Annotated in this window: 20 protein-coding genes; 4 read left to right on the top strand and 16 right to left on the bottom strand. The window is 42.2% G+C overall.

Features of this window, described 5'->3' with window-relative positions; translation table 11 throughout:
* Nucleotide 1: 1 nt before the first annotated feature.
* From HWQ38_RS33300 to HWQ38_RS33290, 3 genes are all read right to left on the bottom strand, one after another.
* Nucleotides 2-934, bottom strand: a complete 933-nt coding sequence (locus HWQ38_RS33300) for a hypothetical protein (RefSeq protein WP_292802423.1) — start codon at nt 932-934, stop codon at nt 2-4.
* 165 nt (nt 935-1,099) lie between these two features.
* Complete coding sequence (locus HWQ38_RS33295; RefSeq protein WP_292802547.1) at nt 1,100-1,876, bottom strand: RNA polymerase sigma factor SigF; 777 nt, start codon at nt 1,874-1,876, stop codon at nt 1,100-1,102.
* A gap of 813 nt (nt 1,877-2,689) precedes the next feature.
* Entirely contained in the window at nt 2,690-3,526 is an 837-nt protein-coding gene (locus tag HWQ38_RS33290) for a photosystem II manganese-stabilizing polypeptide (protein ID WP_292802420.1), read from the bottom strand.
* A gap of 808 nt (nt 3,527-4,334) precedes the next feature.
* Here HWQ38_RS33290 and HWQ38_RS33285 point away from each other — a divergent pair.
* Nucleotides 4,335-4,682, top strand: coding sequence for a hypothetical protein (locus HWQ38_RS33285; RefSeq protein WP_292802417.1), 348 nt, complete (start codon nt 4,335-4,337; stop codon nt 4,680-4,682).
* Nucleotides 4,683-4,894: 212 nt separating this feature from the next.
* On the opposite strand, the gene HWQ38_RS33280 is transcribed toward HWQ38_RS33285, so the two are convergent.
* Together HWQ38_RS33280 and HWQ38_RS33275 are read right to left on the bottom strand one after the other, a co-directional pair.
* A complete protein-coding gene (locus HWQ38_RS33280; protein WP_292802414.1) occupies nt 4,895-9,949 on the bottom strand; it encodes a hypothetical protein in 5,055 nt (1,684 codons plus the stop codon).
* Nucleotides 9,950-10,044: 95 nt separating this feature from the next.
* Nucleotides 10,045-11,376 (bottom strand): P-loop NTPase fold protein, encoded by a 1,332-nt coding sequence (locus HWQ38_RS33275; RefSeq protein WP_292802412.1) that lies wholly within the window; start codon nt 11,374-11,376, stop codon nt 10,045-10,047.
* A 935-nt stretch (nt 11,377-12,311) separates the two neighbouring features.
* Between HWQ38_RS33275 and HWQ38_RS33270 the strand changes: the two genes are divergently transcribed.
* From HWQ38_RS33270 to ftsZ, 3 genes are all read left to right on the top strand, one after another.
* A complete protein-coding gene (locus tag HWQ38_RS33270) occupies nt 12,312-13,145 on the top strand; it encodes an FtsQ-type POTRA domain-containing protein (protein WP_292802409.1) in 834 nt (277 codons plus the stop codon).
* A 271-nt stretch (nt 13,146-13,416) separates the two neighbouring features.
* Entirely contained in the window at nt 13,417-13,650 is a 234-nt protein-coding gene (locus HWQ38_RS33265) for a hypothetical protein (RefSeq protein WP_292802406.1), read from the top strand.
* A gap of 60 nt (nt 13,651-13,710) precedes the next feature.
* A complete protein-coding gene (gene ftsZ, locus HWQ38_RS33260; protein WP_292802403.1) occupies nt 13,711-15,021 on the top strand; it encodes a cell division protein FtsZ in 1,311 nt (436 codons plus the stop codon).
* A 735-nt stretch (nt 15,022-15,756) separates the two neighbouring features.
* Here ftsZ and HWQ38_RS33255 read toward each other — a convergent pair.
* The 11 genes from HWQ38_RS33255 to HWQ38_RS33205 form a co-directional block, all read right to left on the bottom strand.
* Entirely contained in the window at nt 15,757-16,401 is a 645-nt protein-coding gene (locus HWQ38_RS33255; RefSeq protein WP_292802401.1) for a PEP-CTERM sorting domain-containing protein, read from the bottom strand.
* Between the two features lie 59 nt (nt 16,402-16,460).
* Complete coding sequence (gshB, locus tag HWQ38_RS33250) at nt 16,461-17,453, bottom strand: glutathione synthase (RefSeq protein WP_292802399.1); 993 nt, start codon at nt 17,451-17,453, stop codon at nt 16,461-16,463.
* A 237-nt stretch (nt 17,454-17,690) separates the two neighbouring features.
* Nucleotides 17,691-17,963, bottom strand: coding sequence for a glutaredoxin 3 (gene grxC / locus HWQ38_RS33245; protein ID WP_292802391.1), 273 nt, complete (start codon nt 17,961-17,963; stop codon nt 17,691-17,693).
* Nucleotides 17,964-18,239: 276 nt separating this feature from the next.
* Nucleotides 18,240-18,584, bottom strand: coding sequence for a hypothetical protein (locus HWQ38_RS33240; protein WP_292802397.1), 345 nt, complete (start codon nt 18,582-18,584; stop codon nt 18,240-18,242).
* Between the two features lie 96 nt (nt 18,585-18,680).
* Nucleotides 18,681-19,202 (bottom strand): general stress protein, encoded by a 522-nt coding sequence (locus HWQ38_RS33235; protein WP_292802394.1) that lies wholly within the window; start codon nt 19,200-19,202, stop codon nt 18,681-18,683.
* A gap of 785 nt (nt 19,203-19,987) precedes the next feature.
* Nucleotides 19,988-20,260 (bottom strand): glutaredoxin 3, encoded by a 273-nt coding sequence (gene grxC / locus HWQ38_RS33230; RefSeq protein ID WP_292802391.1) that lies wholly within the window; start codon nt 20,258-20,260, stop codon nt 19,988-19,990.
* A 583-nt stretch (nt 20,261-20,843) separates the two neighbouring features.
* Nucleotides 20,844-22,613, bottom strand: a complete 1,770-nt coding sequence (hflX, locus tag HWQ38_RS33225; RefSeq protein WP_292802544.1) for a GTPase HflX — start codon at nt 22,611-22,613, stop codon at nt 20,844-20,846.
* A 323-nt stretch (nt 22,614-22,936) separates the two neighbouring features.
* Nucleotides 22,937-23,191 carry a UPF0175 family protein gene (locus tag HWQ38_RS33220; protein ID WP_292802541.1) on the bottom strand — a complete coding sequence of 85 codons (255 nt, stop codon included), beginning with the start codon at nt 23,189-23,191 and terminating at the stop codon, nt 22,937-22,939.
* A 27-nt stretch (nt 23,192-23,218) separates the two neighbouring features.
* Nucleotides 23,219-23,497, bottom strand: coding sequence for a hypothetical protein (locus HWQ38_RS33215; RefSeq protein WP_292802388.1), 279 nt, complete (start codon nt 23,495-23,497; stop codon nt 23,219-23,221).
* Between the two features lie 109 nt (nt 23,498-23,606).
* Entirely contained in the window at nt 23,607-24,998 is a 1,392-nt protein-coding gene (locus tag HWQ38_RS33210) for a tetratricopeptide repeat protein (RefSeq protein WP_292802385.1), read from the bottom strand.
* Nucleotides 24,995-26,224: an AAA family ATPase gene (locus HWQ38_RS33205; protein ID WP_292802382.1), complete on the bottom strand. Its 1,230-nt coding sequence runs from the start codon at nt 26,222-26,224 to the stop codon at nt 24,995-24,997. Before HWQ38_RS33205 ends, HWQ38_RS33210 begins: the two co-directional genes overlap by 4 nt.
* Nucleotides 26,225-26,389: the final 165 nt, after the last annotated feature.

Raw genomic sequence — 26,389 nt, 5'->3', positions numbered from 1 at the left:
TTTATGAAGCTCCAACATTAGAAGGATTTGAGGGGGGTGTTGTCACTGAAACAGGATTGCCGCTAGCAGGTGCAGCTGACGGCGTTGACTTGACAGCCCCTTCCCCTACCATTTTGGCAACTTCAATACCATATTGTTCCAGAATCACGATGGGGTTGTAGCCCTGATTCATTTCAATACGTTTAATCAGTACCCCATCTGCTAATCGCTGTCCCGCCTGCACATACCGACTCGTTGGCTCATCGGGTACTTTGATAATTGCCTGTGGTTCCTGACTAATTAGAACTACACCAGTCACAAGTACTGCCCTTGCTAACTCCGGTTGTGCTGGCAGTGGCAATACAGATACTAAAGTCGGGTTGGAGATAACTTGAGGCAAAACCTTAGGCAAGACTGAAGCCAAGGTAGGATTGACTTTTTTTGGTTTTGGTACAGAAGAAACGTTATTTTTCTTTGGATTTAAAGCTATGCTGCGTGTTGGAAGTTTTCGTGCTGGTAGTGATGCAGTCGGTAGCTTAGGCGACACGGGAACAGGTTTTAAAGCTATGCTACGTGTTGGAAGTTTTCGTGCTGGTAGTGATGCAGTCGGTAGCTTAGGCACCACAGGAACAGGTTTTCCAGAAGTTTGAGGCATTCCGGGAACCGTCTGTCCGAAAAGCTGTGCAAACGGGTCACTGCGATTTTTTGATAGCACAACTAGCCGTGACCGCTCTGTAGGATTAGTGGATTGAATCAAGTTAGCAGATGCGGGAGAAACTTGTAATTCCTGTTTGGCTATTACTGGATTGTTAAAGGATTGACCCGTCCCTGGCGACTTTGCTGCTATTTTGGGAATTGGAGCAGGATTGATGGCTTGTTGTGTATCTTCAGAAGCACATCCAGCGATCGCCAAAGTTAAAATAGCTGCAATTATAATTTTTGAATTTCTGCCCATGAGCTGTTCTCAAAAGCCATTAGAAAATTTAAAAGTGGAAATCAACCGGCCTAAAATTTGGATCAAAGGCAAAGTATCTTCCCTTTATAACCTAATTTTTGACATTTCAAGGTTATTTTTAGCACTGCCTACCCAGCATAACTGCAGGTTGGTGTTTATTTGCAGTCAATCTTCTGCTACACCCATAAGCTCTTTCATCGAATCCAGACCTTTCTTGACTCTACGGGAAACCGTTACTACACTGATCCCTAGATGTGCTGCAACTTGTTTTTGGGTCAAATCTTGCAAAAACACACATTCCAACACATCGCGGGTGCGTTTTTCTAGCTGAAGCAATGCTTGTTGTAAGCGAAGTTGGTCTTCTTGTGCTAGTTGAAAGCTGCGATAGTGAGGATCTGGAACCATTTCTCCCAAACAAGTAGAGCCTTCTTCTCCGTCTTGGATTGGCACATCGAGACTCAAGGGAGCGCGATTGATCCATGCTAATTTAATTTCTTGCCATTCATTTAGAGAAATTTCCAGTGCTGCTGCTAATTCCGAGTCGTTAGGTTGACGATGATGTTTTTCACGCCAAGTACGTGAAACTCCTATTGCTTGCTGTTGTAGGGCTAACCACTTCCGAGGAATTCGCACTGTCACACCTTTATCTCGGAGATAGTGTTGAATTTCACCCCGAATATAGGGAAGAGCATAGGAACTGAAGGCGTGTCCCTTGGAAAGTTCAAATTTTTCAATAGCTCTGATTAAACCCAAACATCCAACCTGGAGCAAATCATCGTAGGTTTCATGACATTGATTCGTCCAGTAGTGAGCTTCTTTTCTCAGAAGTCCAAAATTGAGTTCTACTAGTTGATTGCGGACTGTTTCTGACGGAGATTGCTGATATTCTCGCAACAACTGCCAAATTTCATGTTTTAGGTCGTTGGTGACTGTGGTAGGCATAGCACCCTGTTTATTGAGCAAAGAAAGATTTAATTGTTCGCTTTTAAATTCAGCTGCGATGGCGTACCCGCCCGCCGTAGGCATCGCACCACATCAAAGATAATATCGTGCTATATTTCCTAGCAAATACTATGGTAAATAACAAAGCTTTTCTATAAAAATCCTATAGGTCACTTCACAATCCAGCAAAATTTAAATGGGCAAAATCGGTATTTAGTTGGTTATTTATCTTTGGGATGACCTGGAGTTTTTTTAGAACTGGATATAAACAAAATATAAAATTAATTACTAAATATCAAACCGAGATTGTACTTAATTTGAATTAATTAATGATGAAGTTAATTTAGACAAACAAAACAAAATTACTCCGTATTTTGTGAGAGCCGCAAAAGTTGGATTTACAGTAAAATTACGTGTCTATTCAATTGGAATTTATCCAATCTTTAAAAATTACGAATAAAAATTAAAAAGTACTATGTATATTTATGCAAGCCAATAAAAAAGGGCGAGATGCCCTTTGTTATACTTACAGCGCTTTTCAAGTAATTTAACTACGCTACTTTTTACTTACCAATTCCCCATCTCAGTCGTCGTCTAAATCCCTGAAAACTGCTGTAAGTACATAGATAGTCTTTTAGTCAACCGCCCTACCCACTCTTGGGTTAGAGCTTGTATGTAACTTTTCCTTATCTTTGTAAAAAATTTATTTACCCTCGTGAAAAAAGAGGGTAAATAAGTTAACTTTTGTGATCAAGTCTGATACTTACAGAATTGTCGTTCTGAGTGCCAGTCAGTTGCGTTACTTCAGAGGATTTAGGCACGAGTTGGTTCAACCCGTCCATAAAATAGACCGCGAATCTTAACTTCTTTAGGTTCGCCAGCACCTAAATCTGTATCAGATGGCTGTTCGCTCTCGAAAGTACCAGCAATTTCACCACTAGAGTTATCTACTTTGGCGATTCGCAGAGAAATCTTGCCATTGAGATTTTCAGCACGCTTGACGTTAGTGCGGGTAAGTTCTTCATCATCTGCTTGGGCGGGGAGAGCCACGGCATTATCGTAGCCACTGACGACACCACGACCTTTGGGATCTAGGAAGGCAGCACCACGATAGGAAGGAACTTTGAAGGTGCCTTCAAAGTCCGTGGAGGTGTTAATACTGGTCAAACTAGGTTGACTTTGAGCAACCAAGTTTTTGATGGTGAACAGGAAAGGGACTCGCTCACCACCAGGAAGTTGCACAGTGATGGCTTGGAAGTCAAGACCATCAGTTTCCGCAAAGGTCAAGCTATTATCTGAGTTGATTTTTAGATTTCCTTGCACCTGGTCAATGGTGGAAGTGTATCTGGTCAACAATTTGCCAGCAACAAATTCTGCTTCTTGGCGTTTATTAGCAGGTTCTTCTTTGATGAAGAAGCTAGTTGGTTCCAAGCAAAGTTCTTTGATGGCATAAGACTGGCTAGAATCAATGGGAATGGAACCACGGCTTGTTTCTGTTAGTTGGGGACATTTGTTCGCCAAGCCAGTGCCGCGAATTTGATCGTAAGTGAGTACATCTCTACTGTTACTACTAGCAGGAGCATCACTACAAGCAGTTATTAGCCCCAGGCACAAAGCCAAGAATGCAACAATTAAAGCGCGATACCTCATGGTCAACCTCAATCTCAAAAATTAATAGATTTGTTGTAAAACTGCATCGAAGCTTTGATCTCTGATGAGAAGCCGCTACTCTGCGAAAAGCTATTTTTGATCGGACACGGCTTTGCTCTGATTAAGAGAGTTGAAGCAAGTGTCCGGGCGTCTAGGTTGTCAGCCGCAGCTCAAAATTTTCTGTTGCTAAACGTAATTAAACGTTTCGCTCTCTTGAGCTTGGGGTGTAAATCCCAGACGTAAGTAGCACACTGCATCCATTTTGGATGTGTGTCACTATGGAGCAAAAAACCAGCAGTTTGACTGGTGGTGGCATTTGTGAGAGTTGGGCGGGTAGATGAGTAAGCCCCACACTTTGAGGCATAAGTGTTTGCCTTAAAGAGCGCGAAGAGGGGTGTCTGCTTCGCACTTTGCTCTTGCATATAGCAAAAGCGGCGTTGCCCAAGTCTTTTTGTATTATGTATGTGATGCCACTACATACAGCCCATTGTTTGATGGGCAAATCAGCCAGATCATACGATTTTTTTTAACTCAAAATCAAAGTACTCTTAATCAAAAAAGTCTCGTCCTGATCACATCTAGCTGCTGTGGAGGCTATGTAAAGGTTACTACGCTCTTTTAGGAGGGATCGCAATTGCTTTTGATAAAGATACAAATCTAGTTATATTCACCCCTGGCTAGGGCTAATGAGGGAATGCGGGGACAGGGGGACAAGGCTGATTAGAGGAATTTAGACTGACAAGCTAGGGAAAATTAAAAATCTCCGGTAAATTTGAGTTGATCTCATTATTTATACGGAAAGGGTGGCATGAACAATAATAAAAATGTTGAATCAGGAAAGTTGTCTTGTAAAGAGCAAGCGATCGCCACTGTGGTGTATGATGCTGTTCAGGGTTGTGAAGGCGATACTGTAGCTCTTTTGGCTTTGCTGCGGCAATTGGAGCAGTTACACCGAGAGATCCGGGATGGAGTTTTTCAAGAGAGTTTGCCTGTTAACCGTCGGCAACTCTACTCACTACTGAAAGATATTGAGTCTGAGGGAGGTTGGCCTTACATTGAGCGGATGAGACTACAAAGATTTTTAGCGAATTTGTCACAAGAGGCTCCCGAAGAAAATAGCCATGAAGTGTTGGAGAGCGATCGCTCAGGCGGCTGATTATGTCGAAAATTATTTTCTAGCTCGAAATTAACAACTGTGCGTTCGCCTCATCAACCGCTAAACTAAGAGCGGTTGCTGATTCAGGCTTTAATATAATTCGTAATTCGTAATTCGTAATGACGCTCGTTCGCCCTTGGCGTCTCCCCTTGGGAGATGACTCGCTAACGCTTCTCTACCAGACGCTACGCGAACGCTAACGTAATTCATAGTTAAAAAGGGTTTGTACTGGTTATGCCTTCACAAAGAAGGCGATCGCCCTTCTCCAGATTGCGGTTGTGCTTGAGGTAATCGTCTACCCAGTCGCAACCACGAACAAGCAGATGATCAAGATTTAAATTCCACAGAATTATCGTCTTGTCATCACTAGCTGATGCTAATGTTTGACCATCTGGGCTAAAACTGATACTTAATACCGCAGCGCGATGCCCATTGAGACTTTTAATTAATTTGCCGTCACGACTCCAAAGTTTCACTGTACTATCCCAACTGGCGGCGGCGAGTAATTCACCGTTGGGGCTGAAAGTTACGGCATTGATGCTATCGCTGTACCCTTTTAATAAAGTTTTTAACAACGTCCCATCCCGTCGCCACAGTTTCACGGTGTTATCCCAACTAGCAGAAGCCAATAACTCGTCAGTGGGATTAAAGCTGACACCCATCACCCAGCTGTCATTGGGCGAAAAAGTTTTGAGCAAAGTACCATCCCGACGCCAAAGTTTAACAGTTCGGTCATCACTGGCAGAGGCTAAAACCTGACCATCATGGCTGAAGTTTACGCTATTTACCCAACCCTGATGCCCCACTAAGGTTTTGAGCAATATGCCCTGACGGTTCCAAAGTTTCACTGTTTTATCTTTGCTAGCTGATGCCAAAAGCTGACCATCAGGACTGAAATTCACGCTGGTCACACTATCGGTATGTCCGTAGAGAGTCATGATTAAAGTACCGTCCAGCCGCCAGAGTTTCACTGTTTTGTCAAAACTTCCTGAGGCCAATATTTCACCTTTTGGGTCAAAACTGATACTAGTAACTTGATTTGTATGCCCCACTAAAGTTTTGTAAAGTCGGGTTTTGACCTCGCCATTACTGGTGTATCGTTGCCAAAGTTTGATAGTGCGATCGCTACTACCAGAAGCTAGCATTTGACCGTCGGGACTCCAAGCAACGCTCAAAACTCGCTTGCGATGCCCTTGAAGAATAGACGGTGTTGGCGCATCTAAACTCCATAGTTTCACGCTTTTGTCAAAACTTCCTGAGGCCAGCAATTTATTATTTGGACTGAAAGCTACGCTGACAACAGCATCACTGTGTCCTTTGAAGGTTTTGAGTAAATTACCAGTGATACTCCAAAGGTTTATGGTTTTGTCTTCACTTGCGGAAGCTAACTTTTTACTATCGGAACTAAAGCTCAAACTCCACACTGTATTACTATGGTGTCGTAAAGTTTTGTAAGGACGAAAGTCAAAACCGTTTTTAGTGTTGTTACTTTCCCGCCGCCAAAGTTTCACTGTCTGATCTCTACCTGTTGAGGCCAAAAATTTACCGTCTGGGCTGAAAATAGCCACAGTTACACCCTGCTGATGTCCCTGTAAAGTTGTAACGAGGCTACCGTCCCGTCGCCAGATTTTCACTGTTTTGTCGTCGCTGGCTGAGGCGATGAATTGACCATCGGGACTGAAGTTTACCCAGTTAACCCACCCTCGATGTCCTCTGAGTATTTTTACTAAGCTGCCGTCTTTGCGCCAGAGTTTTACGGTTGTATCCTTACTACCAGTAGCTAACAACTCCCCATCAGGACTGAAATTAACGCTATAAACCCAATCCCCATCTCCTTTGAGGGTTTTATATGGCTTGGGGTCAAATTCACCTGTAACCGGGTTTTTATGCCAGATTTGCACTGTTTTGTCGAGGCTGGCGGAGGCTAGGGTTTGACCATCAGGGCTAAAACTTACACAGGTGACAGCATCAGTGTGACCTTTGAGGGTTTGGAGTAAGGTTCCGTCAGGACGCCAAAGTTTCACCGTCTGATCTCGGCTACCTGATGCTAGCAACCGACCATCTGGGCTGAAAGCTACTCCCCAGACAATATCCGTGTGCCCTTCCAGTCGGTTAACCTCTGTTACCCCATAAACTGCCTGTTGCAGGGCTGTCACCACTCGCATTCGGGTATCTGGTTCCACTCCATCTCCCTGTTTAAGTCCTCTCCAAGCCCGCAAACCTTCTAATAGGGCATCAAACTCTTTATTAGAGGCAAACAAAGCTTCGCTAGCAGCAGCGATCGCACTAATTTTAAAGTTGGTTTCACTGTGTTCAGCTCGTAGAGTTTGGCGAATTGCTGCTCTTTTTTGCAAGTCGGCTTGCCACCATAATGCTGCGATTGTTCCCCCCATGATTGCCAGGATTGCGCCTGCAATCCGTGCTTCCCGCAGTCGCCGTTGCAACACCAAATTGAGTTGGTGTTGACTAACTTTTTGGCCTACTTCAGCTCTATTTTTTTCAAGTTTGATTTTTTCTAATTCGGCGACCATACCATAATTGTTCTTTTGGCGAATTGGTTCAACTAAATAATCGTGAACCAACTGGTAGCGATCGCCTAACTTTTCTCTGGTTTGCAACACCAACCCTGAACCCACTAATATTTCTAAAATCAGTTCCCCAACGGTGTCAAAGCTTGATATTGTATCTATATGAGTATTATTAACTAATGCCGCCGCTAAATCAGCTTTAGTTTTTAACGGTCGCCTCCCCTTTTGATCAGTTAATTCAAATAATAATTTCCAACTTAACTCTTCGTTTTCCTGACCGCAGTCTTTAATAACTTCCCCAAGCCAGCGTTCCACCAATTTTGTCGAGCCACCGCAAAGTTTATACTGTGCGAGTGTGGTAATGTTTTCTGTTTGTAGTTGAGCACCGACTATTTGTAATTCAATTGGATGTACTTCGTCTTGTTCTCCTGTCAAATCCTGTACTAATCGGTTAATTAATTCCTCATTCAGTTTATAATGTGAACGTTGAGTGAGACTGTGAATTATGGCTTTAGCATCCTGGCTAGAGAAATTTCCTAAATAGTAGCGGATGTCCTTATCAAGAATATTTTTATTAATTATGCCTAAATCATATAATCTTGTACTATTTTTCTGGCTCAAACGTTCAAATTCTAATAAATAATGTAAATAATCTTCTCTTAATGAAATAATAATTTTGACAAATGAAATATTTAAACATTCACTAAAAAATTTGTAAAATTCTATTCTTTCTGTAGAAGGATTAGTAATGAAAAAAAATTCTTCAAACTGGTCTAATATAATAATTATTGTATAATTGCGCTCAGATGCTAACCGAATCTTTTCTAGCAGCATAGTAGCTGTAGAGCCAAGATTAACCGATATTCCTGTGTATACAAGCTCTTGATTTATACTGTTTATGAAGATTGTAATCCAATCAGTATAAACAGACAAAACAATAGGTATATGAGTGCGTTCACCGATAACTTTTCCCTTAAGTGCTGGAACTAAACCAGCTTTGAGAATTGAACTTTTACCTACACCTGATGGCCCATAAATTACTGTGAGTTTGTAGTCAGCCCGGGCAATTCTTTCAATTAAACGATTGACATCTTGTTGACGTCCAGAAGCAGATATTTCTTGGGCAATTTCTTCAGGAATAAACGGTGTTTTGTGAGATTCTAGTACTGGGTTAATTCTGGGGCGTTGCGGCTGCAATTGACTTGCCCCGATGAAGGCACGCAAGCCATACTGATGTTCTATTTTAATTTTTTCTTGCTTCAGCTTAAAGGCTTCTGTATAGTCATGACGCTCAAAAAAGTGAAGCGATCGCAGTTCCTCTAAAATCTCTAAGTAAAGTGATGGCTCATGTTGTAGCTCACAAACTACCCTCGCCCATTCCAGGTTATTGATAGCTTCCTCCCACTTACCCAGATGCTGCTGTGCACGTGCTAGCAAGAGAAGATACCAACTTTCTTGTCGTCGTTTTCGCCAAGCATCTCGCAGACAAACTTCTGTTGCTTCTTCAGAGATAGAAAGTGCTGTATTCGCTAATTCATGAGCCAGTACCCAATTCGACTCAGAAGCCGCCACATTTGCCAAAAAACCATAATCTTCAGCAATTTGTGCCGGAGTTCCATAAGTTTTATGTAGATGTAATGACTTTTGAGCTAATTCTTTTAAGTCACCCCAAGCTTGTAAACATTGCAGCATTTCACAAGCAGGTAAAATAAATTTAGCAACTAAGTCTTCTCTTTTTAGCTCTTCCAATAGCTCCAAGCATTGTTTAAACCACGAGAGAGCATTTTGGCAATAGCTACTATTAGTATTCTGATATAAGTGTGCCATTCGTTGATAACACAGCCCCAGGTGGAATACGACTATTGCTTTATTGAGTAAAGACGAGGAAGGGGTAGAATGAGGATATGAAAGGAGGAAAGAAGAATTATTCACCGACTCTGCTACTCTCCTTTCTTCCTGCTGCCATAACAGTAGGCTTCTTTGATAATTGGCTAAAGCGCCATTAATTTGATTCTTGGCGTATTTCTCTCGCCCTAACATAAATTCTAAACTAGCTTCTAATCTTAGTGTTAATTGAAGTCCGTACAGGCGCAGCAAATCATTACGGGCTGATTCTATTTCCTGGTAATGGTGTTGGGATTTGGGAACTAAATCTAGGAAAGTATTAGATAATAATGTTTCGGGATCTGCTTCTAAAACGTTGGCAAGTACAGATTCTGCCTTTTGACGGATCAAAGTAAATAAATCTGCTTTTGCCATTTCAAATTTAATAGTGGTTACAGCCCAGCTTTTGAAATCAGGGGCTAATCTTGAAAGTAATGATGCCACTTCATCTTCTAGCCAGAACACTACTGGAAATGGAAAAGTTGCGGCATAGATATCTCTTGCTTGGTTGATGCCTGTAATTAAGTTTTTCAGGTCAGTAGTTGACTCAATACCGAAAATCATCACAGCAGATGGCAAAGAGTCTGTAAGGACAGCAGGATTATCTAAAGATAGTTCTGATATTATTGTGCTGTGTAAAGAAGTAGTTGATGGCTTGAGAACGATTTCTCTGATATTAATGTCCTTGCTGATGGAGCGAATATTTTCTAACATTTGCTCACGTAATTGCCTATAGTTACATCGAATTAAAATCAGAGCAAACTGACCTTCAGAAAGCGCGATCGCTCTAATTAGTCTTTGCAAATTCTGCTGATTTTCTTTGGTATAGACACCTAGCTGCTTGTCATTCTTCATTGGTTATTGGGCATGGGGTATAGGGCATTAGGTATTGGGTATTGGTCATTCGGTTAATAACGAATGACTAATGACAATTGACTCACCCAGGACTGTTACTTGTTTTCTTGCCAAGTCAAAACTTTTCTTGTTTCTGCTAAGGCTGGACTGATGCCAAACCAACGCCCCAGAGAATCACGATATTCAAACAGATACATGCTTCTTAGTAAGCTCTGATAGTCAGACTCACCTTTAACTCTCTGCTGCTGCACTACTTCAAACAATAGTTCCCACTGCGATTCATCAATAGCTAATAGCAGATCGTCGCGGTAGTCCTTAATCACGGCTTCTAAGCACTCCTTAGAAAAAGGCGGATCTTGTCGTTGCAGGCAGCTATAGAGTAAACCCAATAAGTTACGAATGTGACCACCACTAACGCGACATAGACGATCCAAAGTTTGGGAATGATCGAATAATTCTGTAATTAATAAAAGCCTTTCATTCAAAGGAACTTCTGGAAAAGCTCTTGCTAGAACTAACTGGCGTACTAGTGACATCCCTGGTTCGTAGTCACTACCATCTCTTTGCCGCACTAATACCATCGGCAGTACTTTTGGCGCAATCCCTCCCCCCAGACGATTTTTCAGTGTCTCGTACTCATTGGAGAAAATTAACGTTAGGGGAATTGTGTAAACTAGGTGGCATTTGAGGCGGCGTAACTGTTCACCTCGGTCGATGAAAAGATATTCTGGTTGCGATCGCCCCGATGCTAAGGGACGCATATCCACTCGATCCAAATTATCTACAATCACTACCAGTCCTTTTTGACCCCGCAGCTTTAGCTGTTCAACAGCCTTTTCTAAAATTTCTTCGTTAATCGCTTGCAAAATACTATTGGTGCGTGGTTCCAGATATTGCCTCAGTTGATTACGCATCTGGGTGCTGTCTTTGGTTTTGGCAGTAATTTTGGCAATACCCAAGGATAACTCTGCTTGTCCAGAAAGCTCTATGGGGGTTTGCAAAAAATCGCCTACTTCTTTAAGCAAATTGGTAAAGTAACCAGCTTTGAGTTTGATGCTAATGCCTTCTAAACTGGCACTGACTTGACGCGCTACACTCAGCAAAATATCGCTGACATCAATATCCGCCATGTCTAAGTCTTGACTGGACTCAAAATAAACCACATGAAATCCTGCCACTTCCAGTTCTGTCTTCAGGCGCTGCAATTCCGTTGACTTACCGCAGCCAATATGGCCCGTAAATAACTGGCAGGTTGGCTCATCAGGAGAAATCCGAACAATAGTCCGTTGCAATTCTTCCACAATCTTGCAACCACGTACATCAGCAAAATCTATGTAATACTGCCGATCTAGGACGTTACTTGTATTTAGCGTGTAGCTGGGGTTACATGCTTTATAAAAACGTGATAAGTTTAATGTCGTTTTCATGTATTTAGATGTGTATGTAGATGCAGTTTAATTCGTATTTTTATACAACTAATCTCTGTCAGAGATGTAGGCATAGGATTAGCTTGCAAGTTGGTAGTGTCTTACAAAGGACAGCACCTGGCGCAGGATCACTGTCAGTAGTATCGTAGAGATTTAATTGAGCATAATAACGAATATCACTTACTTAAGCAAAAGTTGCTGCCCAGATCCCCGACTTCTTGAAGAAGTCGGGGATCTAAATCCAGCGATTTAGTAAGTGCCATTCAACTCTAATAGCCTTAAGCATATCTGTCCTGTTTTACACCTGATATTCAGGTTTTGACAATCTCTAGTTTTTGTTTGACCTGCCACAAACCTTTAAGCATTAGGAAATCAGTAAAAAAAGCTACAAGCTAACATGGTTCTCAGTTTGGATAACTGATGAGTAGGACTAGTATGAATTATAGCAAAGGACACAGAGATTTAGGAATGTTGGCATATCATCTTAGATTCTATTTGTCAAGAAAAGAAAATCCTAAACATCTAAATTAATATTTTGTAATCTTTAGAGAAAAAAGCTTCAAAAATAACTTGTCAAAAAGACTACAGTCAGTTAAAAATGGACACCGGAAACTTTAATCGGAACGATCGCTAGCGCCATAATGCTTGTGTAGTTAGTGTAAAGTGTTACTAAAAATAAAAAAGTCTTGAGGAGATCGGCTAACAGATGCCTACACGGTTTAGTGAAATTAACGAAAATCGGCGGGAATCTCATCCCAACATTCTTGGGTGTCTGGAATAGCCGCCCGCCTTTCCATTGTCATTAGTCATTAGTCATTGGTACTAATGACTAATGACTAATGACTTCGATTTACCCCCAGCTTGAAGCCGGGGGATGTGTTAATCATCATCTGATCGCGTCCAGGAATTTAGATTGCAACCAGAAAGGGGTTTGAATGGCTGGCATAATATCAGTTTCGCGCACGAATCTAGCCCAGCGTCGTCAGAAATTACGTCGTCGGCGGCGGATGAGAATTATTCAGGCTATTTGGCGAACCTTTGCGATTATTGGTTTGGCGAGTGGATTGCTATGGATAGTACTCCAGCCAGTGTGGATACTAAAAGCTCCTAAACAAATAGTGATGAAATCAGGCAATAAATTACTGTCGGATGAAACAGCTCAGTCGCTGCTGATGCTATCTTACCCTCAGTCTTTGTGGCGGATTGAACCGTCAGCGATCGCTAACTCTTTGAAGAAACAACCAACTATTGCCGAAGCGATCGTCAGACGCCGCCTGTTTCCTCCTGGGTTAACCATTGAAATCCAAGAACGAGTACCTGTAGCGGTAACTCAAACACTTAGCAACAAAAAAGTAATAATCGGCTTACTAGATGCAAGTGGGGTCTGGATGCCTTTAGAAAAATACACATTACTGAATCCCACGAGCAAATTACCTAATCTCAGAGTAATTGGATCGCCAAAACAATACTGCCTCTACTGGACTCAACTTCATCAAGCTGTCAGCCAAAGTCCGGTGGAAGTGATGGAAATTGATTGTCGAAATCCAACAAATTTAATTTTGAAAACAGAACTAGGAAATGTGCATCTCGGCGTTCCAAGCCCCCAGGTGTCGGAACAAATTAAGGTACTTGGCCAAATGCGCCATTTAGCAACAAAACTCGATTCCGGCCAAATAGAGTATATTGATCTGAAAAATCCCGAATTTCCTTTAGTACAAATGAACCAAAAAGACCAAAAATTAACTCCCAAAATCCCTAAAAACATCTAGTATGTTTAATGTATTGATAGCTCCTAGTAAATTAAGAAGCTTTATGCTGATAAATATATTTATTATTTTCAGTTTCCCGGTAAACTGCACGAAAATCGGCATTAACTTCTGAACAAGTTAATCAGGTATAGTCTGACAAGTAAATTATTGCTGAGTTTCAGCTTCAGGATAAGTAAGTAGAACGTAAGTTTTGTGTCTAAAGTTGCAATCATCCCCAATGGTGAAACCTATTAACAATATTATTATTGAGACAGAGAAGAGGCGCTATAGTATGTCTTTAGAAGTTATGCCCTCCGGCCAGAAGAATAAAGAGATTAATGTCTGGTTGAAGTTATACAGGTCACTTTTAGATAAATGTCGGTATACTTCTCTAGAATTGGCTGTGCGATCGGCTGTGTTAAAAGCTTATCCCATAGCAAATTTTCGCACTGCCAATTCTGTTAGGCTTGGCAGTAGTGAAAACAATAAAGAACAGTTCCATAGTATTGTGGCACTGTCAAACTAAAGTTGACTCTGAGGTGAATAACACCTGAAAAAGTCGTTTATCTACCCTTTCAGAAATCCAATGACACTTGATAATAACCAAGGACTTACCTATAAAAATTCCCAATCTGCGGGACAGCCGGGATTCTCTCTGGCAGTTAACTCGACTAATCCCTTTAATAACTCTGGGCTGAACTTCGGACAAAATCACGATAATAAGAAGATTTCTCCAGAAAATAGCCGAATTGGCGAGATTGTTCCTGGTCGGGTCGCCAACATCAAAGTGATTGGTGTCGGTGGTGGTGGTGGCAATGCTGTTAACCGGATGATCGATTCTGATGTCTCTGGGGTAGAGTTTTGGTCAATTAACACTGATGCCCAAGCTCTTACCTTAGCTGGCGCTCCAAGTCGATTGCAAATTGGACAGAAGCTAACGCGGGGTTTAGGAGCAGGTGGTAATCCTGCCATCGGTCAAAAGGCAGCTGAGGAATCACGGGATGAAATTGCTACAGCTTTAGAGGGTGCAGACCTAGTATTTATCACTGCTGGTATGGGCGGTGGTACTGGGACGGGTGCAGCCCCGATTGTGGCAGAAATAGCCAAAGAAATGGGCGCTCTTACTGTTGGTGTGGTCACACGTCCATTTGTATTTGAGGGACGCCGCCGCACCAGCCAAGCGGAACAAGGTATTGAAGGACTAAAAAGTAGGGTAGATACGCTGATCATTATCCCTAACAACAAACTGCTGGAAGTGATCCCCGAACAAACACCTGTACAAGAAGCTTTTCGCTATGCAGATGATGTGCTACGTCAAGGGGTGCAAGGTATTTCTGATATCATCACGATCCCCGGTTTGGTAAACGTTGACTTTGCTGATGTCCGAGCTGTGATGGCAGATGCGGGATCGGCGTTGATGGGAATTGGAGTGAGTTCTGGAAAATCTAGAGCCAGAGAAGCTGCGATCGCAGCTATTTCTTCACCATTACTAGAATCTTCTATTGAAGGTGCTAGAGGAGTTGTATTTAATATTACTGGTGGTACTGACCTCACTCTGCATGAAGTGAATGCTGCCGCAGAAGCAATCTATGAAGTAGTTGATCCCAATGCCAATATTATTTTTGGGGCCGTAATTGATGACAGGCTCCAAGGTGAGGTAAGAATTACTGTAATTGCCACTGGGTTTACAGGTGAAGCGCAAGCAGTAGTACAACAAAGCGTGGCTAACGTTCGGGTAGCACCTAATACTACAAAGCGACCAACAACACCGCAACCCGCAGTTAACTCCCCAACCCCAACTCCAACACCAACACCAACCCCAACTCCAGAACCAAAAGAAAAACCTGGATTGGATATACCTGATTTTCTGAAAAACCGACGTACACCAAGGAATTAAAAGATTTGAGATTTTAGATGAAATTAGGAGTCTCAGGTTAGGCTGAAGGCTGTATAAAATCTGTCAGTTCCACCAGGGTTTTACCAAAGGCAGGGGTAAGCAATGTGTTGCCATCCCCGATTTTGCTAATTGGTAAAAAATTCGTTAACGCTACTTTATAGAAGAAATTTGGGCAGGAGTCTGCTGGTTCGCATATCCAGCTATGCTTTTGTCACAAAAAAACAGGAAGACCTGCCCAATTACGATTGCTGTAACTACGCCCGTTGTAGATATCACTACATCTACCTTCGCTCAAAAACAGCGGAAATTTAGAAAAAACACCACTTGTATTCATTCCCAGTGTTGGTTAAGCTGTCTAACCAACACGACTTACGCACAAGTTAGAGAATAACGTAGACGCAAACGCGAGTGCGTCTCGTAGACAAGCGGCTTGCCGCAGGCTACCGCAGAGGACACAGAGAAATCAGAGTTTCAGAGATATTTTGCGTAAGTCCTAACAGTAAAAGGATAAATTAATCCTGACCGAAGATCGCCAGTTGAAATTTACAGCCCTGTTAAGACAGCATTGAGAAAATTAGTTTACGGCTTATGTGAGTTGGAGCCTGAAACAACACAGTCTCGTTCATAGGGCTAGAGCGGGTAATTAAAGGGAAAGCTAAAACCTTTGATATTGCTGGGTAATTTTTAACTCACATAAGACGTACTTTAGTAATGAAATACTGCTACGCTCAAAGATCAAACAGAAGTGGCTCTTTGTCCGTGTCGGCGCATCAACAGATAAACTCCCATCACACCTATACCCATTAGTGCTGTAACGGTTTTTGGTTCTGGAACTGTCTGGAATGAGCCATTTACCGTAAACCGACCTTTTAAGGCAACACCTACTTGTAAACTGAGTGGCTGGATTTGGGAAAAGGCTAATGTGCCAGTAGCACCCCTGAATATCCCCTCACCCCCAATAATATTGACAGTACCAGAAGACTTCACTGTAAGGGTTGCAAAGTCAATCAACCCAGTACCACTTGCGGCTCCAAATAACTTGTCACTGCTGCCGCTTCCTTGAAATGTGATATAGCCAGAAGGAAACCCCTGTAAGCCGAAAACTGTTGGTTCAGTATTGAAACTGTAGAAACCTGTAGCAAAATTAGTTTGGGAGTAGCTCAGGCTATTACTTTGGAGCAGTCCATATGGGGCATCAGTGCTTGAACCTGGAACAAATATCTGTTGTAAGTTTGGCGTGAGGTCTTTGGCGGTTGCCAATATATCGTAATTGGCGCTAAATGGATAAGTAGTTTGGGCTGTCGCTGGATCTGCACGCACCCCAAAAGCGGCTAACATCAAAGCGGCTGAAACCAGCCAGAAAGTGTGTAACTGAATCATACTCGGTATTCCTTTTCAAGTAGAATATATTGATTCTTACAAAAAGCAACTTACATGTCTCATGGATGATATTTTTTGTCAATGGGTAAGTAGTAGGTTTGTTCAATCCATTGAATAACTTGATGACCAAGGCGAGTACCATCTAGACGATCAATCTCACGAATTCCGGTAGGACTGGTGACGTTAACTTCAGTTAGGTAGCCACCGATAATGTCAATACCCACAAAAATTAAGCCGTCTTGACGTAAGCGTTCGCCCATTTGGGTACAGATTTCATACTCTCTTGGGGTAATTTCAGTTTGAGCAACTGTGCCGCCAGTTGCCATATTATTGCGAAAATCAGTTCCACTAGAGAGGCGATTGAGGGCACCAATCGGTTCGCCGTTGAGTAGGATAATTCGCTTATCTCCCTCTTTTGCCTGCTCTAAATAGGTTTGCACCATTACAGGCACTCGACCTTGGAGGGTACTGAGTTCGATAATAGAGTTAAAATTGCGATCGCCTGATTGCAAAAACAAAATTCCTTCCCCAGCTTTGTTACCCAGTGGTTTGAGAATCGCAGCTCCCTTTGCTTCGACAAATTGCCGGATAAACTGCTTATCAGCACTGACAATCGTTTCTGGAATCGCTTTGGTAAACTGGAGGGCGTACATTTTCTCATTTGCCCCTCGGATACCACTAGGACTGTTAATCACCAGGGTTTTATTTTGGTCAATGTAATCCAGAATGTAGGTGGCATAGAGATAGGAATCATTGACTGGTGGATCTGTCCGCATAAATACGGCGTCCATTGTCTCTAAAGAAGTTAAAGAGCGATCGCTCAACTTATACCAAGGATTCACCGCTACCCAGCGTCCCTCCACTAACTGCACTGGTACAAGTTCGACTTGCTGTAGGACAGCCCAAGCTTTGCTCTCCACCACACTCAGCAGATTTACCTGAGTTACCCAAATTTCGTGTCCTAAGCTTTGCGCTGCTTCGATCAGGGCAATGCTGGTATCATGACACGGGTCAAGCTGATGGATCGGATCAATGATAAAAGCTAGTTTCACCCTTTATACCTCAATCACCAAGAAATTAAATGGTTATTCGATTATTATCTCTTGATGCTCACCAATTGAGGTATATGTGTAGTGCTGAGTAGAACCTGGAGGGTAAAGTCTTGTGGAGAGATATCGCTTTTGTCGGATAAAAGCCCGTACACAAGGCAGCGCCTTGTTTTATCCATTGTAGCGACTGCCGTGTAATTTGCAGCGGCTTGTCGCTAGCGATCGCAAAACTTTCTGAACCTACACGCTATTGCTAGAAGTTAATAGCTCATCCAGCTTACCTTGACTATCTAAAGCGTGGATATCATCACAACCACCTATATGATGATCATTGATAAAAATTTGCGGTAAAGAGCGCCGTCCATTTGCCCTTTGAGCCATTTTATTTCTGGCTGCCTCATCTCCATCAATGCTGTATTCGATAAATTCAACTCCCTTGTTCTTCAGCAAACTTTTGGCACGAATGCAAAACGGGCAAGTCCTCCAAGTGTAAATTTCTACTTTTGCAGCCATAATTTCCTCAACTTGATTTAATACTTCTTAATTCTAGAACTTTGCCACTGCCTGTAGCGGCTCTATCTTGGCTAATAAATTACTCTACTTGATCAATACCTTCGCCAAAAATAGAGATAGTCTAGCTTTTGCCGAAATAGGCTAACACAATAGCCTGCAATACTCGTAAGCCAAAACTAAAACCCAAGTCCAGACGGACAGGACAGTATAAATTCCTGACACAAAATCCTCTATGGTTTGCTCTGACAAAATTGTTAAATTTTCCGGTACTCGTTTTCAGGAACGAATTAACATTGGATCATAAATTTGACACTCTTGAACCCCATAATTGCCCAGAATAGAGCTAACGTGATCAAGCTCATTGTCTGTGCCACTAACGATGAGTATGTAATTGCCTTGATCAATTTGCTCGTTGTAAAAGCGTGCCCACTCATCTGCTATTCCTAGCCTCATAGCGTCAAAGCGCTCACTTAAATTAACGCCTATTGACCCTTTGACTTGAGAAAAGTCTTTGCAAATTAAGGAAATCTGATTTACTGCAAAACCTGCGGCATACATATCGTTAATTGCCGCTTCAGCATTATCTATGTGATTAAAGTAACCAATAACATATTTAGGCAAAATCCCACTTTTATTAGGAATAGCAGTAGCAGAAGTTGTCGTGCTCAGATAATTTGTAGTTCTATACTCACTGTTGAAATGCTCGTAAATACCAAACTATTCAATACCCCAACGCTGTAGAATTGCTTCTACTTTAGCAATTTCAACAGATGTACAATCCACGATTATAAAATAGTGTCCATGCTCTACTCGCTCGTTATATGCTCTAGCTTGCTCTTCCGATATTCCCCAACCAACTAATGCACCAGCAAAAGTCCCAGTAGCAGCACCAATACTTGCCCCGACAAGTGTTGTAACTAAAGCAGTTGCGGCTGCGCCAGCCAGCATTATTGGCCCAACTCCAGGGATTGCTAAAGTACCAAGACCGACTAATAAACCAGTCAACCCACCAACAGCGCCCCCTGAAAGCCCTCCGACTGTTGCACCTTCGTCAGCTTTATCACCAGTGCGCTCTTTTATTTGCTCATCGGCAATCTGATGATTGCGGTCTGCATTCTGTACAACTACAGATACTTTCTCCATCGCCAAGCCAGAATCTTGCAACTCATGTAGTGCCTGTTCTGCATCTCGACGATGAGTAAATACGCCTACAGCACGTTGATATTGACTTAAAACCATTATTACTCCTTGGTTGTAGGGGAGAAATTAATTCCCCACAAATCTAGTTCTTCATTGCCTGTAATCTTAAATACAATTTTATTTAACCGAAAACCATCCTAAGCAATAAAATTCATTACAGACGGTGTAATCACTACCCCTCTAACTTACAAAAAGAGCGCCGAAGCACAAGGAAGGCACTTGGCTTGATTGCGTGGAGAAAGTGCCAACGGCGAACGCCAGTCGCTACAACGGATAGCGCCACAAAGAGCGAGTCAGACGCTACGCTTACGAGCGTCGGGAACCTCTGCAACGCGCTAGCTCATTTATTCGCTTTAAATATTATCCGTGATCCGGGCCTTTAATATATATTTTGATAACATCTGCTGAAACTTGTCCAGCAGTAGAGAGTACAGAGTTTGACTTCTTGCAGTCATGCTGGTCAGATGATCTTGCTTTACTAATTTAGGACTTACGCACTGTACAAATGCATCGTGATGTGAATTAACGATCTTGAGGAAGTTTTCAGGCTTTTCTTAATTATCCTGCGATGCCTACGGCGGTAAACTACGTAAATAGATCATGCTGTAGGGGCACAGCATTGCTGTGCCCTTACGAAAGATATGGTTTTTAACCTTGATTCATATTTGGTATTTCTTGTCAATGGGCTCGTCCTATAATTATTGAAATTAGGTCTTCTTAGATATCTAAAGAAGATAAATTGTAGTGCCAATTTATCATTTAACAGTGATTTAAGGTACTTAATATCTCCGTATTGATATCAGCGATCGCAAAACTTTCTGAACCTACACGCTATTGCTAGAAGTTAATAGCTCATCCAGCTTACCTTGACTATCTAAAGCGTGGATATCATCACAACCACCTATATGATGATCATTGATAAAAATTTGCGGTAAAGAGCGCCGTCCATTTGCCCTTTGAGCCATTTTATTTCTGGCTGCCTCATCTCCATCAATGCTGTATTCGATAAATTCAACTCCCTTGTTCTTCAGCAAACTTTTGGCACGAATGCAAAACGGGCAAGTCCTCCAAGTGTAAATTTCTACTTTTGCAGCCATAATTTCCTCAACTTGATTTAATACTTCTTAATTTTAGAACTTTGCCACTGACTCTAACTGCCTTATCCTGGTTTGTCTTCATCCTCAGAAGCCGCTAACTAGGTTTAATATCAAAAAAAATTAGCCAAGAGATAAAGTCTGGACTCTTGACTAAGGTATTATGTCTGTACCAATTTTCTTAAAAAACAGGATTGTGAGAATTGCTTATAATGCCTAACTCAATTGTCAGTTGGTACTCAAGTTCTCATTTAAGCTAAGATTAGAGACTTTTTCTTGGCAACTCTCAGCGCACCCACAGCAAATAAGCATTTTCAGTATTTACACTTAGAAAACTTGTTTGAGCTTCAATGATGTAGAATCACCCTGATTAAATAAGCTTCTATTTTTAAGTAATTTTCCTTAATCAATCAATTTGGATGAAAGATTGGTAATTCACTTCACGATAAAAGGTGATGGTTCTCCACACATACCATGAGATTTTATGAAGATGAAATCAAAACGGGAAGGCGATTTTGCCTTCCCTAAAGTTGAAAATTTAGGACACTAATATTAAGATGCTGACACTAAACTCGCTACTCAAGTTTTACCCGCAGTCAACTGCGTATTCAATTAGCTGGGCAAGGCGCTGACGTAGGGTTTCTAATCCCAAGCGCTGACTTGCAGAAATAAACACCGCTAAGGGAAACTCTTCCCTAGCTAAAGCCAGTGTCTCACTATCGGCTTGATCAATCTTGTTAAAAATAACCAGCGCCGGACCAGGAGTTATTGGCATTTGCGCCAGGATTTCTCTAACAGAGCGAATATGACGCAACCAAGCGGGGTGAGACAAATCCACCAAATGTAGTAGGGCATCGGCTTCTGTGACTTCCTCCAAGGTGGCGCGGAAGGCATCCATTAATGATGCAGGCAGTTCGTGTATAAACCCTACTGTATCTGTGATCAGAATTTCCTGATGTTCATCTGTTTGACCATGAGGAATCACCAGACGGCGCGTGGTGGGATCGAGAGTGGCAAATAGCTGGTCGGCTGTATAAACTTCTGCATTCGTGAGAGCATTCAGCAAAGTGGACTTGCCAGCGTTGGTATATCCAACCAAAGCGACTGAGGGAACTTCCCGATGCTGCCGTCGCTGCCGTAACCGCGAACGATGGGCTTGCAACTGGTTCACTTCTTTTTGCAGTCGGGATATGCGCTGCCCAATGGCACGGCGTTCAGTTTCCAGTTTGGTTTCACCAGGGCCACGAGTCCCAATACCACCACCCAATCGGGACATTGTGCGACCTCTACCAGCTAGTCGCGGTTGCATGTATTCTAACTGTGCTAGTTCTACTTGCAACTTACCAGCACGGGATTGAGCGCGTTGGGCAAAGATATCCAAAATAACTTCGGTGCGGTCAACCACCCGAATACCAATTTGCATTTCTAAGTTGCGGACTTGGGAGGGTGAGAGGTCGCGGTCAAAGACGACGAGATTGATTCCTAGTGTTTGGGCAGTTAGGGCAATTTCTTGCACCTTACCTTCGCCAACTACGGTTTGGGGATGAATGCGCGATCGCTTTTGTTGTATTGTTTGTAATACATCTCCCCCTGCGGTATCAACTAAACGTGCCAATTCCACTAAGGTATCTTGGAATTGTAGGGGAGTTATCTCACTGGTCATCAGTCCCACAATTAGCACGCGATCGTGGTCAGCATCTACTTCCTGGGCAATAAATTCGCGCTGGAATTCCGCTTCCAGATTTTCTACCAAGTCTATTAAATCCTGATCTGCCAGATCATCCAAGTCCAGAGGTGGCGATATATTCCAACTTGGGGATTGGATTTGTTTAGAGTGAGCGAAGCCGAATTGGCTTTCCTCTACTTTGACAGCAGCAGGACTAGGAATCAGGGTGCGAGAGTCTTGGGGTGTCAGATGAGCTAGATAAGCTTCTTTGACATACCCAGTCGCACCGCCTCCCCGTCGTGTAAATCCAGTTCCGGTAATGTTTAGCACAACTAGAGCATCTAAGCGTTGCAGTGCCATAGCCGTAAGTGCCGATTCATTGGGCGGTTCTGGCTTCAGATGTGTGGCAATACAACGAATACCACTGAGTCGTTCTGCACCGTAACGGGGCAATTCCAGTGGTGGTATTTGCGTTTGACGCGGTGTGCCTACGCCGACGCGAATCACTTGTCCGCGACGGTTGATGTAGGCGCACACAGGCTGATTGACTTCTGTGCTAATTGCTGCCAGACGCTGAGAAAAGTCAGGCGTGGTGATGCGATCGCCTGGTATGCGCTGGTGGTACAGTCGCTGTAGTTGCTTCAGCTGGCTGGACTTCAGACCTTGGAGATTTCCAAAAATAGTTTCTATAGGCGTTTATGACCAGTTAAATGGCCCCCCGAATCCTTATATATTTATTTTACAACAGGGTTTAGGCTCCTATCTCTCTCCTTTGAGGGATGCGTTGTCAATTAGTTCGCGGGGGGTATTTATTTAAGGCTATGGCGGTTCTTAGTTGAGTCCAATAGAGACCTAACCCCCAGCCCCTTCCCTACAAGGGAATGGGAGTAAGATTCAAATATATAGCTTTTGCTAATCAAATGAGGTACATCATAGCCCCCTCTCGAAGAGCGGGGAGGGGGTTGGGGGTGGGGTTCTTATACCTGACTCAACTGAGAACCGCTATATTATTTTCAAGCATTGGCTAAATCAGATATAAGTTCCTCTTCTGTTAAATCAATCATCGCTACACCATAACGGTGTAAATTAAGTAAAAAAGTTACCCTATCTATACCTGCTAATTGTGCAGCTAAACCAGAAGAAATAGGTTTCATTTCAAATAGTTTAACTGCGATCGCCATTTTTGCTTCTTGTTCAAACTGTTCTCGCGTTTGCTGTAAGGCATCTGGTAAAGTTTCTGGATAGTCAATTTTAAGTTGTGACATGATTTTTATCAGGATGCTCGCATTTAATTTTCAGTCGTCATAAAGTCCTTCGTCTTCTGGTGCGTAGCCGTTCAAAAAAGCGTCATGGTTGCGGGTGCTTTCGGGTTTTTCCACATGAATTATGTTGTCATTCTCAGTTTCCCAATCTTCACCATCTAAAACCGAGAATTCTGTTAATTCCGGGTCGTTCAAAAAATCTTCGGCTGTGGCGGCGATAAAAGGTTCTAGTATTTTGTAACGTTCTGCCAAAGATAGGCTAGCAACTTCTTGGAGAGATAGCTTTTTTTGCTCTTGGGCGTTTTCTGACATTTAATTTGTGTTCCTGAAGATAGGTTAACTTTCTAATTCGTTATTCATAGCTATCGCTTTTAATTGAAATTTTTATAAGTGAGATGGTAATGCGATCGCCACTCTTAAATCAACGCTTAAAACTAATCAGTTGCAGAAATCCTGTCACAGCCTGAGTTAATTTTTGCCATTTCAATTTTATGACGGTAATTTTCCTATTGTTCCAAGCTTGGTGGTCATCTGGTTTAATTTTCAGTGCTTGGTCGTAGGATGCGATCGCTTCTTCAAAGCGTCCTAATTTGCCTAGCGCAGTGCCCCGATTGTACCAAGCATCGTGGTCATCTGGTTTAATTTTCAGTGCTTGGTCGTAGGATGCGATCGTTTCTTCATTCCGTCCTAAATTAAATAGCGCATTGCCCCGATTGTACCAAGCATCGTGGTCATCTGGTTTAATTTTCAGTGCTTGGTCGTAGGATGCGATCGTTTCTTCATTCCGTCCTAAATTAAATAGCGCATTGCCCCGATTGTACCAAGCATCGTGGTCATCTGGTTTAATTTTCAGTGCTTGGTCGTAGGATGCGATCGTTTCTTCATTCCGTCCTAAATTAAATAGCGCATTGCCCCGATTGTACCAAGCATCGTGGTCATCTGGTTTAATTTTCAGTGCTTGGTCGTAGGATGCGATCGTTTCTTCATTCCGTCCTAATTTGCCTAGCGTATTGCCCCGATTGTTCCAAGCTTGGTGGTCATCTGATTTCAATTTCAGTGCTTGGTCGTAGGATGCGATTGCTCCTTCATCTTCCTTTGCAGCAAACAGTAAATTTCCCAGTTCAAATAGTAAACTTGCATAAAGATTCTCTGGCTGATGTTTTTCTATCAGCAAGTCTTGAATTTCTATAACTCTCTCAATTTTTTGTTCAGGAGTGAGTTTCAAATATTCCTCATAATCTCCCTCCAACAGCAGGCGAGTTGACTCTTGTTCTACTACTTTTGGCGTTGTCAGTAATTCAAAGACTCCAGAACGCCAATCAAAAAAATCTGGAGCGCGATTAATAAAATAGTTTATCAAAAATGAACGAAAGAGAAAAACAAAGATAATTGGAAAATCATCTCTAAAGCGTTCTCGCTGTTGGTTTAAGTGGCTTAAAATATGCGGAACATTAGTTAAACTGCTAAATTGAAATTTTCCTCCAGTAATTTCCCCCAAATTTCTTTTTTCATATTTATATAAAGTATATTCCAGACCTTTAATCAATAAAATATCAACTTGCTTGTCTTTAATAAACTCTGCCACTGGCTGATATAAATTATCAATCGCCTCAACCAAGCGCAAAACTGCAATCTTCTTCTGCGGAATCTCCTGGGGAAGTTTGATAATCAAATTGTCTGCTTCCCCAGGTGTACATTGTACAAAAAACAAACCAAATCCTGATTTTCGCTTCAGTGCGCGAAGCAAGTCTTGATAAGCTTCTTCTGGTTCTGGGGGTAAATCATCATCCCAATCACTTAAATTTGGGTTCATGAAAGTTTCGCTACGGCTTCTTTAAATTCTGGAATTCCTTGAATCAATGGATGAATATCATACCAACGCTGCATTTCTCCATCATCATCCAAATAGCGGTATTCTAAAAGACAACGGTTATACATCAAACTCCGATACAAGTCATCATTAATAATGCGCTTAGAACAAGACACTTCCGCTAACAGACACCATTGATGATTTTCCACAGCGCGGCGATAAGTATCTCTAGCTTGAGTAATTGCTCGTCGCACTGCCTTTTCTGAAACAGGTAATTCTTCAGTGCGTCCAATGGTATCTTGAGTTAACAATAGCAAATTCCTCACATGACCTCCACTCATCAAACAAAGTCTGTCTAAGGTTTGGGGACTATCAAAAATTTCTTTCTCTAGTGAGAGTTCGGGTGCAATTTGCCGGACTCGCTTGTTAATTACTTCCTTAACTTTCTTGAGTCCTGGCTGGTAAACTTCCCCCTGGAGAGTGTTTACCATAATCATCGGCAAAATTTGGGGGTCGCCGTAGATATCTCTGAGGTCAGTTGCCCTGGTAGAATAGACCATTGAAATAGGGACAGTGTAAATCAAATGGCAATCTAAAGCTTGGAGTTGTTCGCTACGGTCTAAAAAGACTTCCTCATAGTTAGTGCGGCCATCGCCGTCTTTAACTAACACCATCCGGTCTAAATTATCGACAATTACCGCCAGTTTATTGTCGCCATGAGGTAAGTTATGTTTTGCATCCACCAGAAACTCATTTAACACCTGAATTAAAGTGACGGTGTAAGGATCAATTTTCTGGCGAATCTTCTGGCGTAATTCAGGAACAGCTCTTAAATTTGCGGTCAACTTGGCGAATTGAGCAAGCTGCACTTCTATAGCCATCTTCTCAAACTCTATGGGAGTCAGCGCCAAATCTTTTAAATCTACCCAACGATCTTTCAACCAGTCGAGTATCGGACGAGGACTAGCAATTCCTTTTAAATCTTTGAGCAAACGGCGGGTACAGGCGAGGAGAATATCTGTATATTGGGCATCTTCAGAATCGATATCCTCTTCATCAGCCGCAAAATAGACCACATAAAATTTCCGATTTTCTAAATACTTCTTTAACCTGAGTAATTCTGTAGACTTCCCTGCACCCCGATGACCAGAATACAATTGACAAGTATTTGTATTTGCCAATTGCATCCGATTTCCCAACTCTTGCAAAATATCCGCATCTCCCCGCACATCCTGACAATCTACATATTTTGGATCACCTGCGGGTAAGGGTTCAAAAGGGTTAAAGGCGTTACAGAAATGTTGAATCCTAATACAAAACTTTACATATTTAATTACACTAACTCTAAAAAGCCTAAAATAGTCAACATGACATCATCTCCTCAAACCAATGAA

The organism is Nostoc sp. NMS7 (assembly GCF_017115085.1).
Taxonomy (GTDB): domain Bacteria; phylum Cyanobacteriota; class Cyanobacteriia; order Cyanobacteriales; family Nostocaceae; genus Nostoc.
Note: the sequence above shows the minus strand (reverse complement) of the source record. Positions and strands in the feature narration are given on the sequence as shown.

Excerpts from the sequence above, each read along its gene's own strand:
- HWQ38_RS33280 (WP_292802414.1), bottom strand. The coding sequence starts at position 9,949 with ATGAAGAATGACAAGCAGCTAGGTGTCTATACCAAAGAAAATCAGCAG.
- HWQ38_RS33275 (WP_292802412.1), bottom strand. The coding sequence starts at position 11,376 with ATGAAAACGACATTAAACTTATCACGTTTTTATAAAGCATGTAACCCC.
- HWQ38_RS33285 (WP_292802417.1), top strand. The coding sequence starts at position 4,335 with ATGAACAATAATAAAAATGTTGAATCAGGAAAGTTGTCTTGTAAAGAG.
- grxC (WP_292802391.1), bottom strand. The coding sequence starts at position 20,260 with ATGGCTGCAAAAGTAGAAATTTACACTTGGAGGACTTGCCCGTTTTGC.
- HWQ38_RS33215 (WP_292802388.1), bottom strand. The coding sequence starts at position 23,497 with ATGTCAGAAAACGCCCAAGAGCAAAAAAAGCTATCTCTCCAAGAAGTT.
- HWQ38_RS33265 (WP_292802406.1), top strand. The coding sequence starts at position 13,417 with ATGTCTTTAGAAGTTATGCCCTCCGGCCAGAAGAATAAAGAGATTAAT.
- HWQ38_RS33290 (WP_292802420.1), bottom strand. The coding sequence starts at position 3,526 with ATGAGGTATCGCGCTTTAATTGTTGCATTCTTGGCTTTGTGCCTGGGG.
- ftsZ (WP_292802403.1), top strand. The coding sequence starts at position 13,711 with ATGACACTTGATAATAACCAAGGACTTACCTATAAAAATTCCCAATCT.
- HWQ38_RS33255 (WP_292802401.1), bottom strand. The coding sequence starts at position 16,401 with ATGATTCAGTTACACACTTTCTGGCTGGTTTCAGCCGCTTTGATGTTA.
- HWQ38_RS33295 (WP_292802547.1), bottom strand. The coding sequence starts at position 1,876 with ATGCCTACCACAGTCACCAACGACCTAAAACATGAAATTTGGCAGTTG.
- HWQ38_RS33300 (WP_292802423.1), bottom strand. The coding sequence starts at position 934 with ATGGGCAGAAATTCAAAAATTATAATTGCAGCTATTTTAACTTTGGCG.
- HWQ38_RS33210 (WP_292802385.1), bottom strand. The coding sequence starts at position 24,998 with ATGAACCCAAATTTAAGTGATTGGGATGATGATTTACCCCCAGAACCA.
- HWQ38_RS33270 (WP_292802409.1), top strand. The coding sequence starts at position 12,312 with ATGGCTGGCATAATATCAGTTTCGCGCACGAATCTAGCCCAGCGTCGT.
- grxC (WP_292802391.1), bottom strand. The coding sequence starts at position 17,963 with ATGGCTGCAAAAGTAGAAATTTACACTTGGAGGACTTGCCCGTTTTGC.
- HWQ38_RS33235 (WP_292802394.1), bottom strand. The coding sequence starts at position 19,202 with ATGGTTTTAAGTCAATATCAACGTGCTGTAGGCGTATTTACTCATCGT.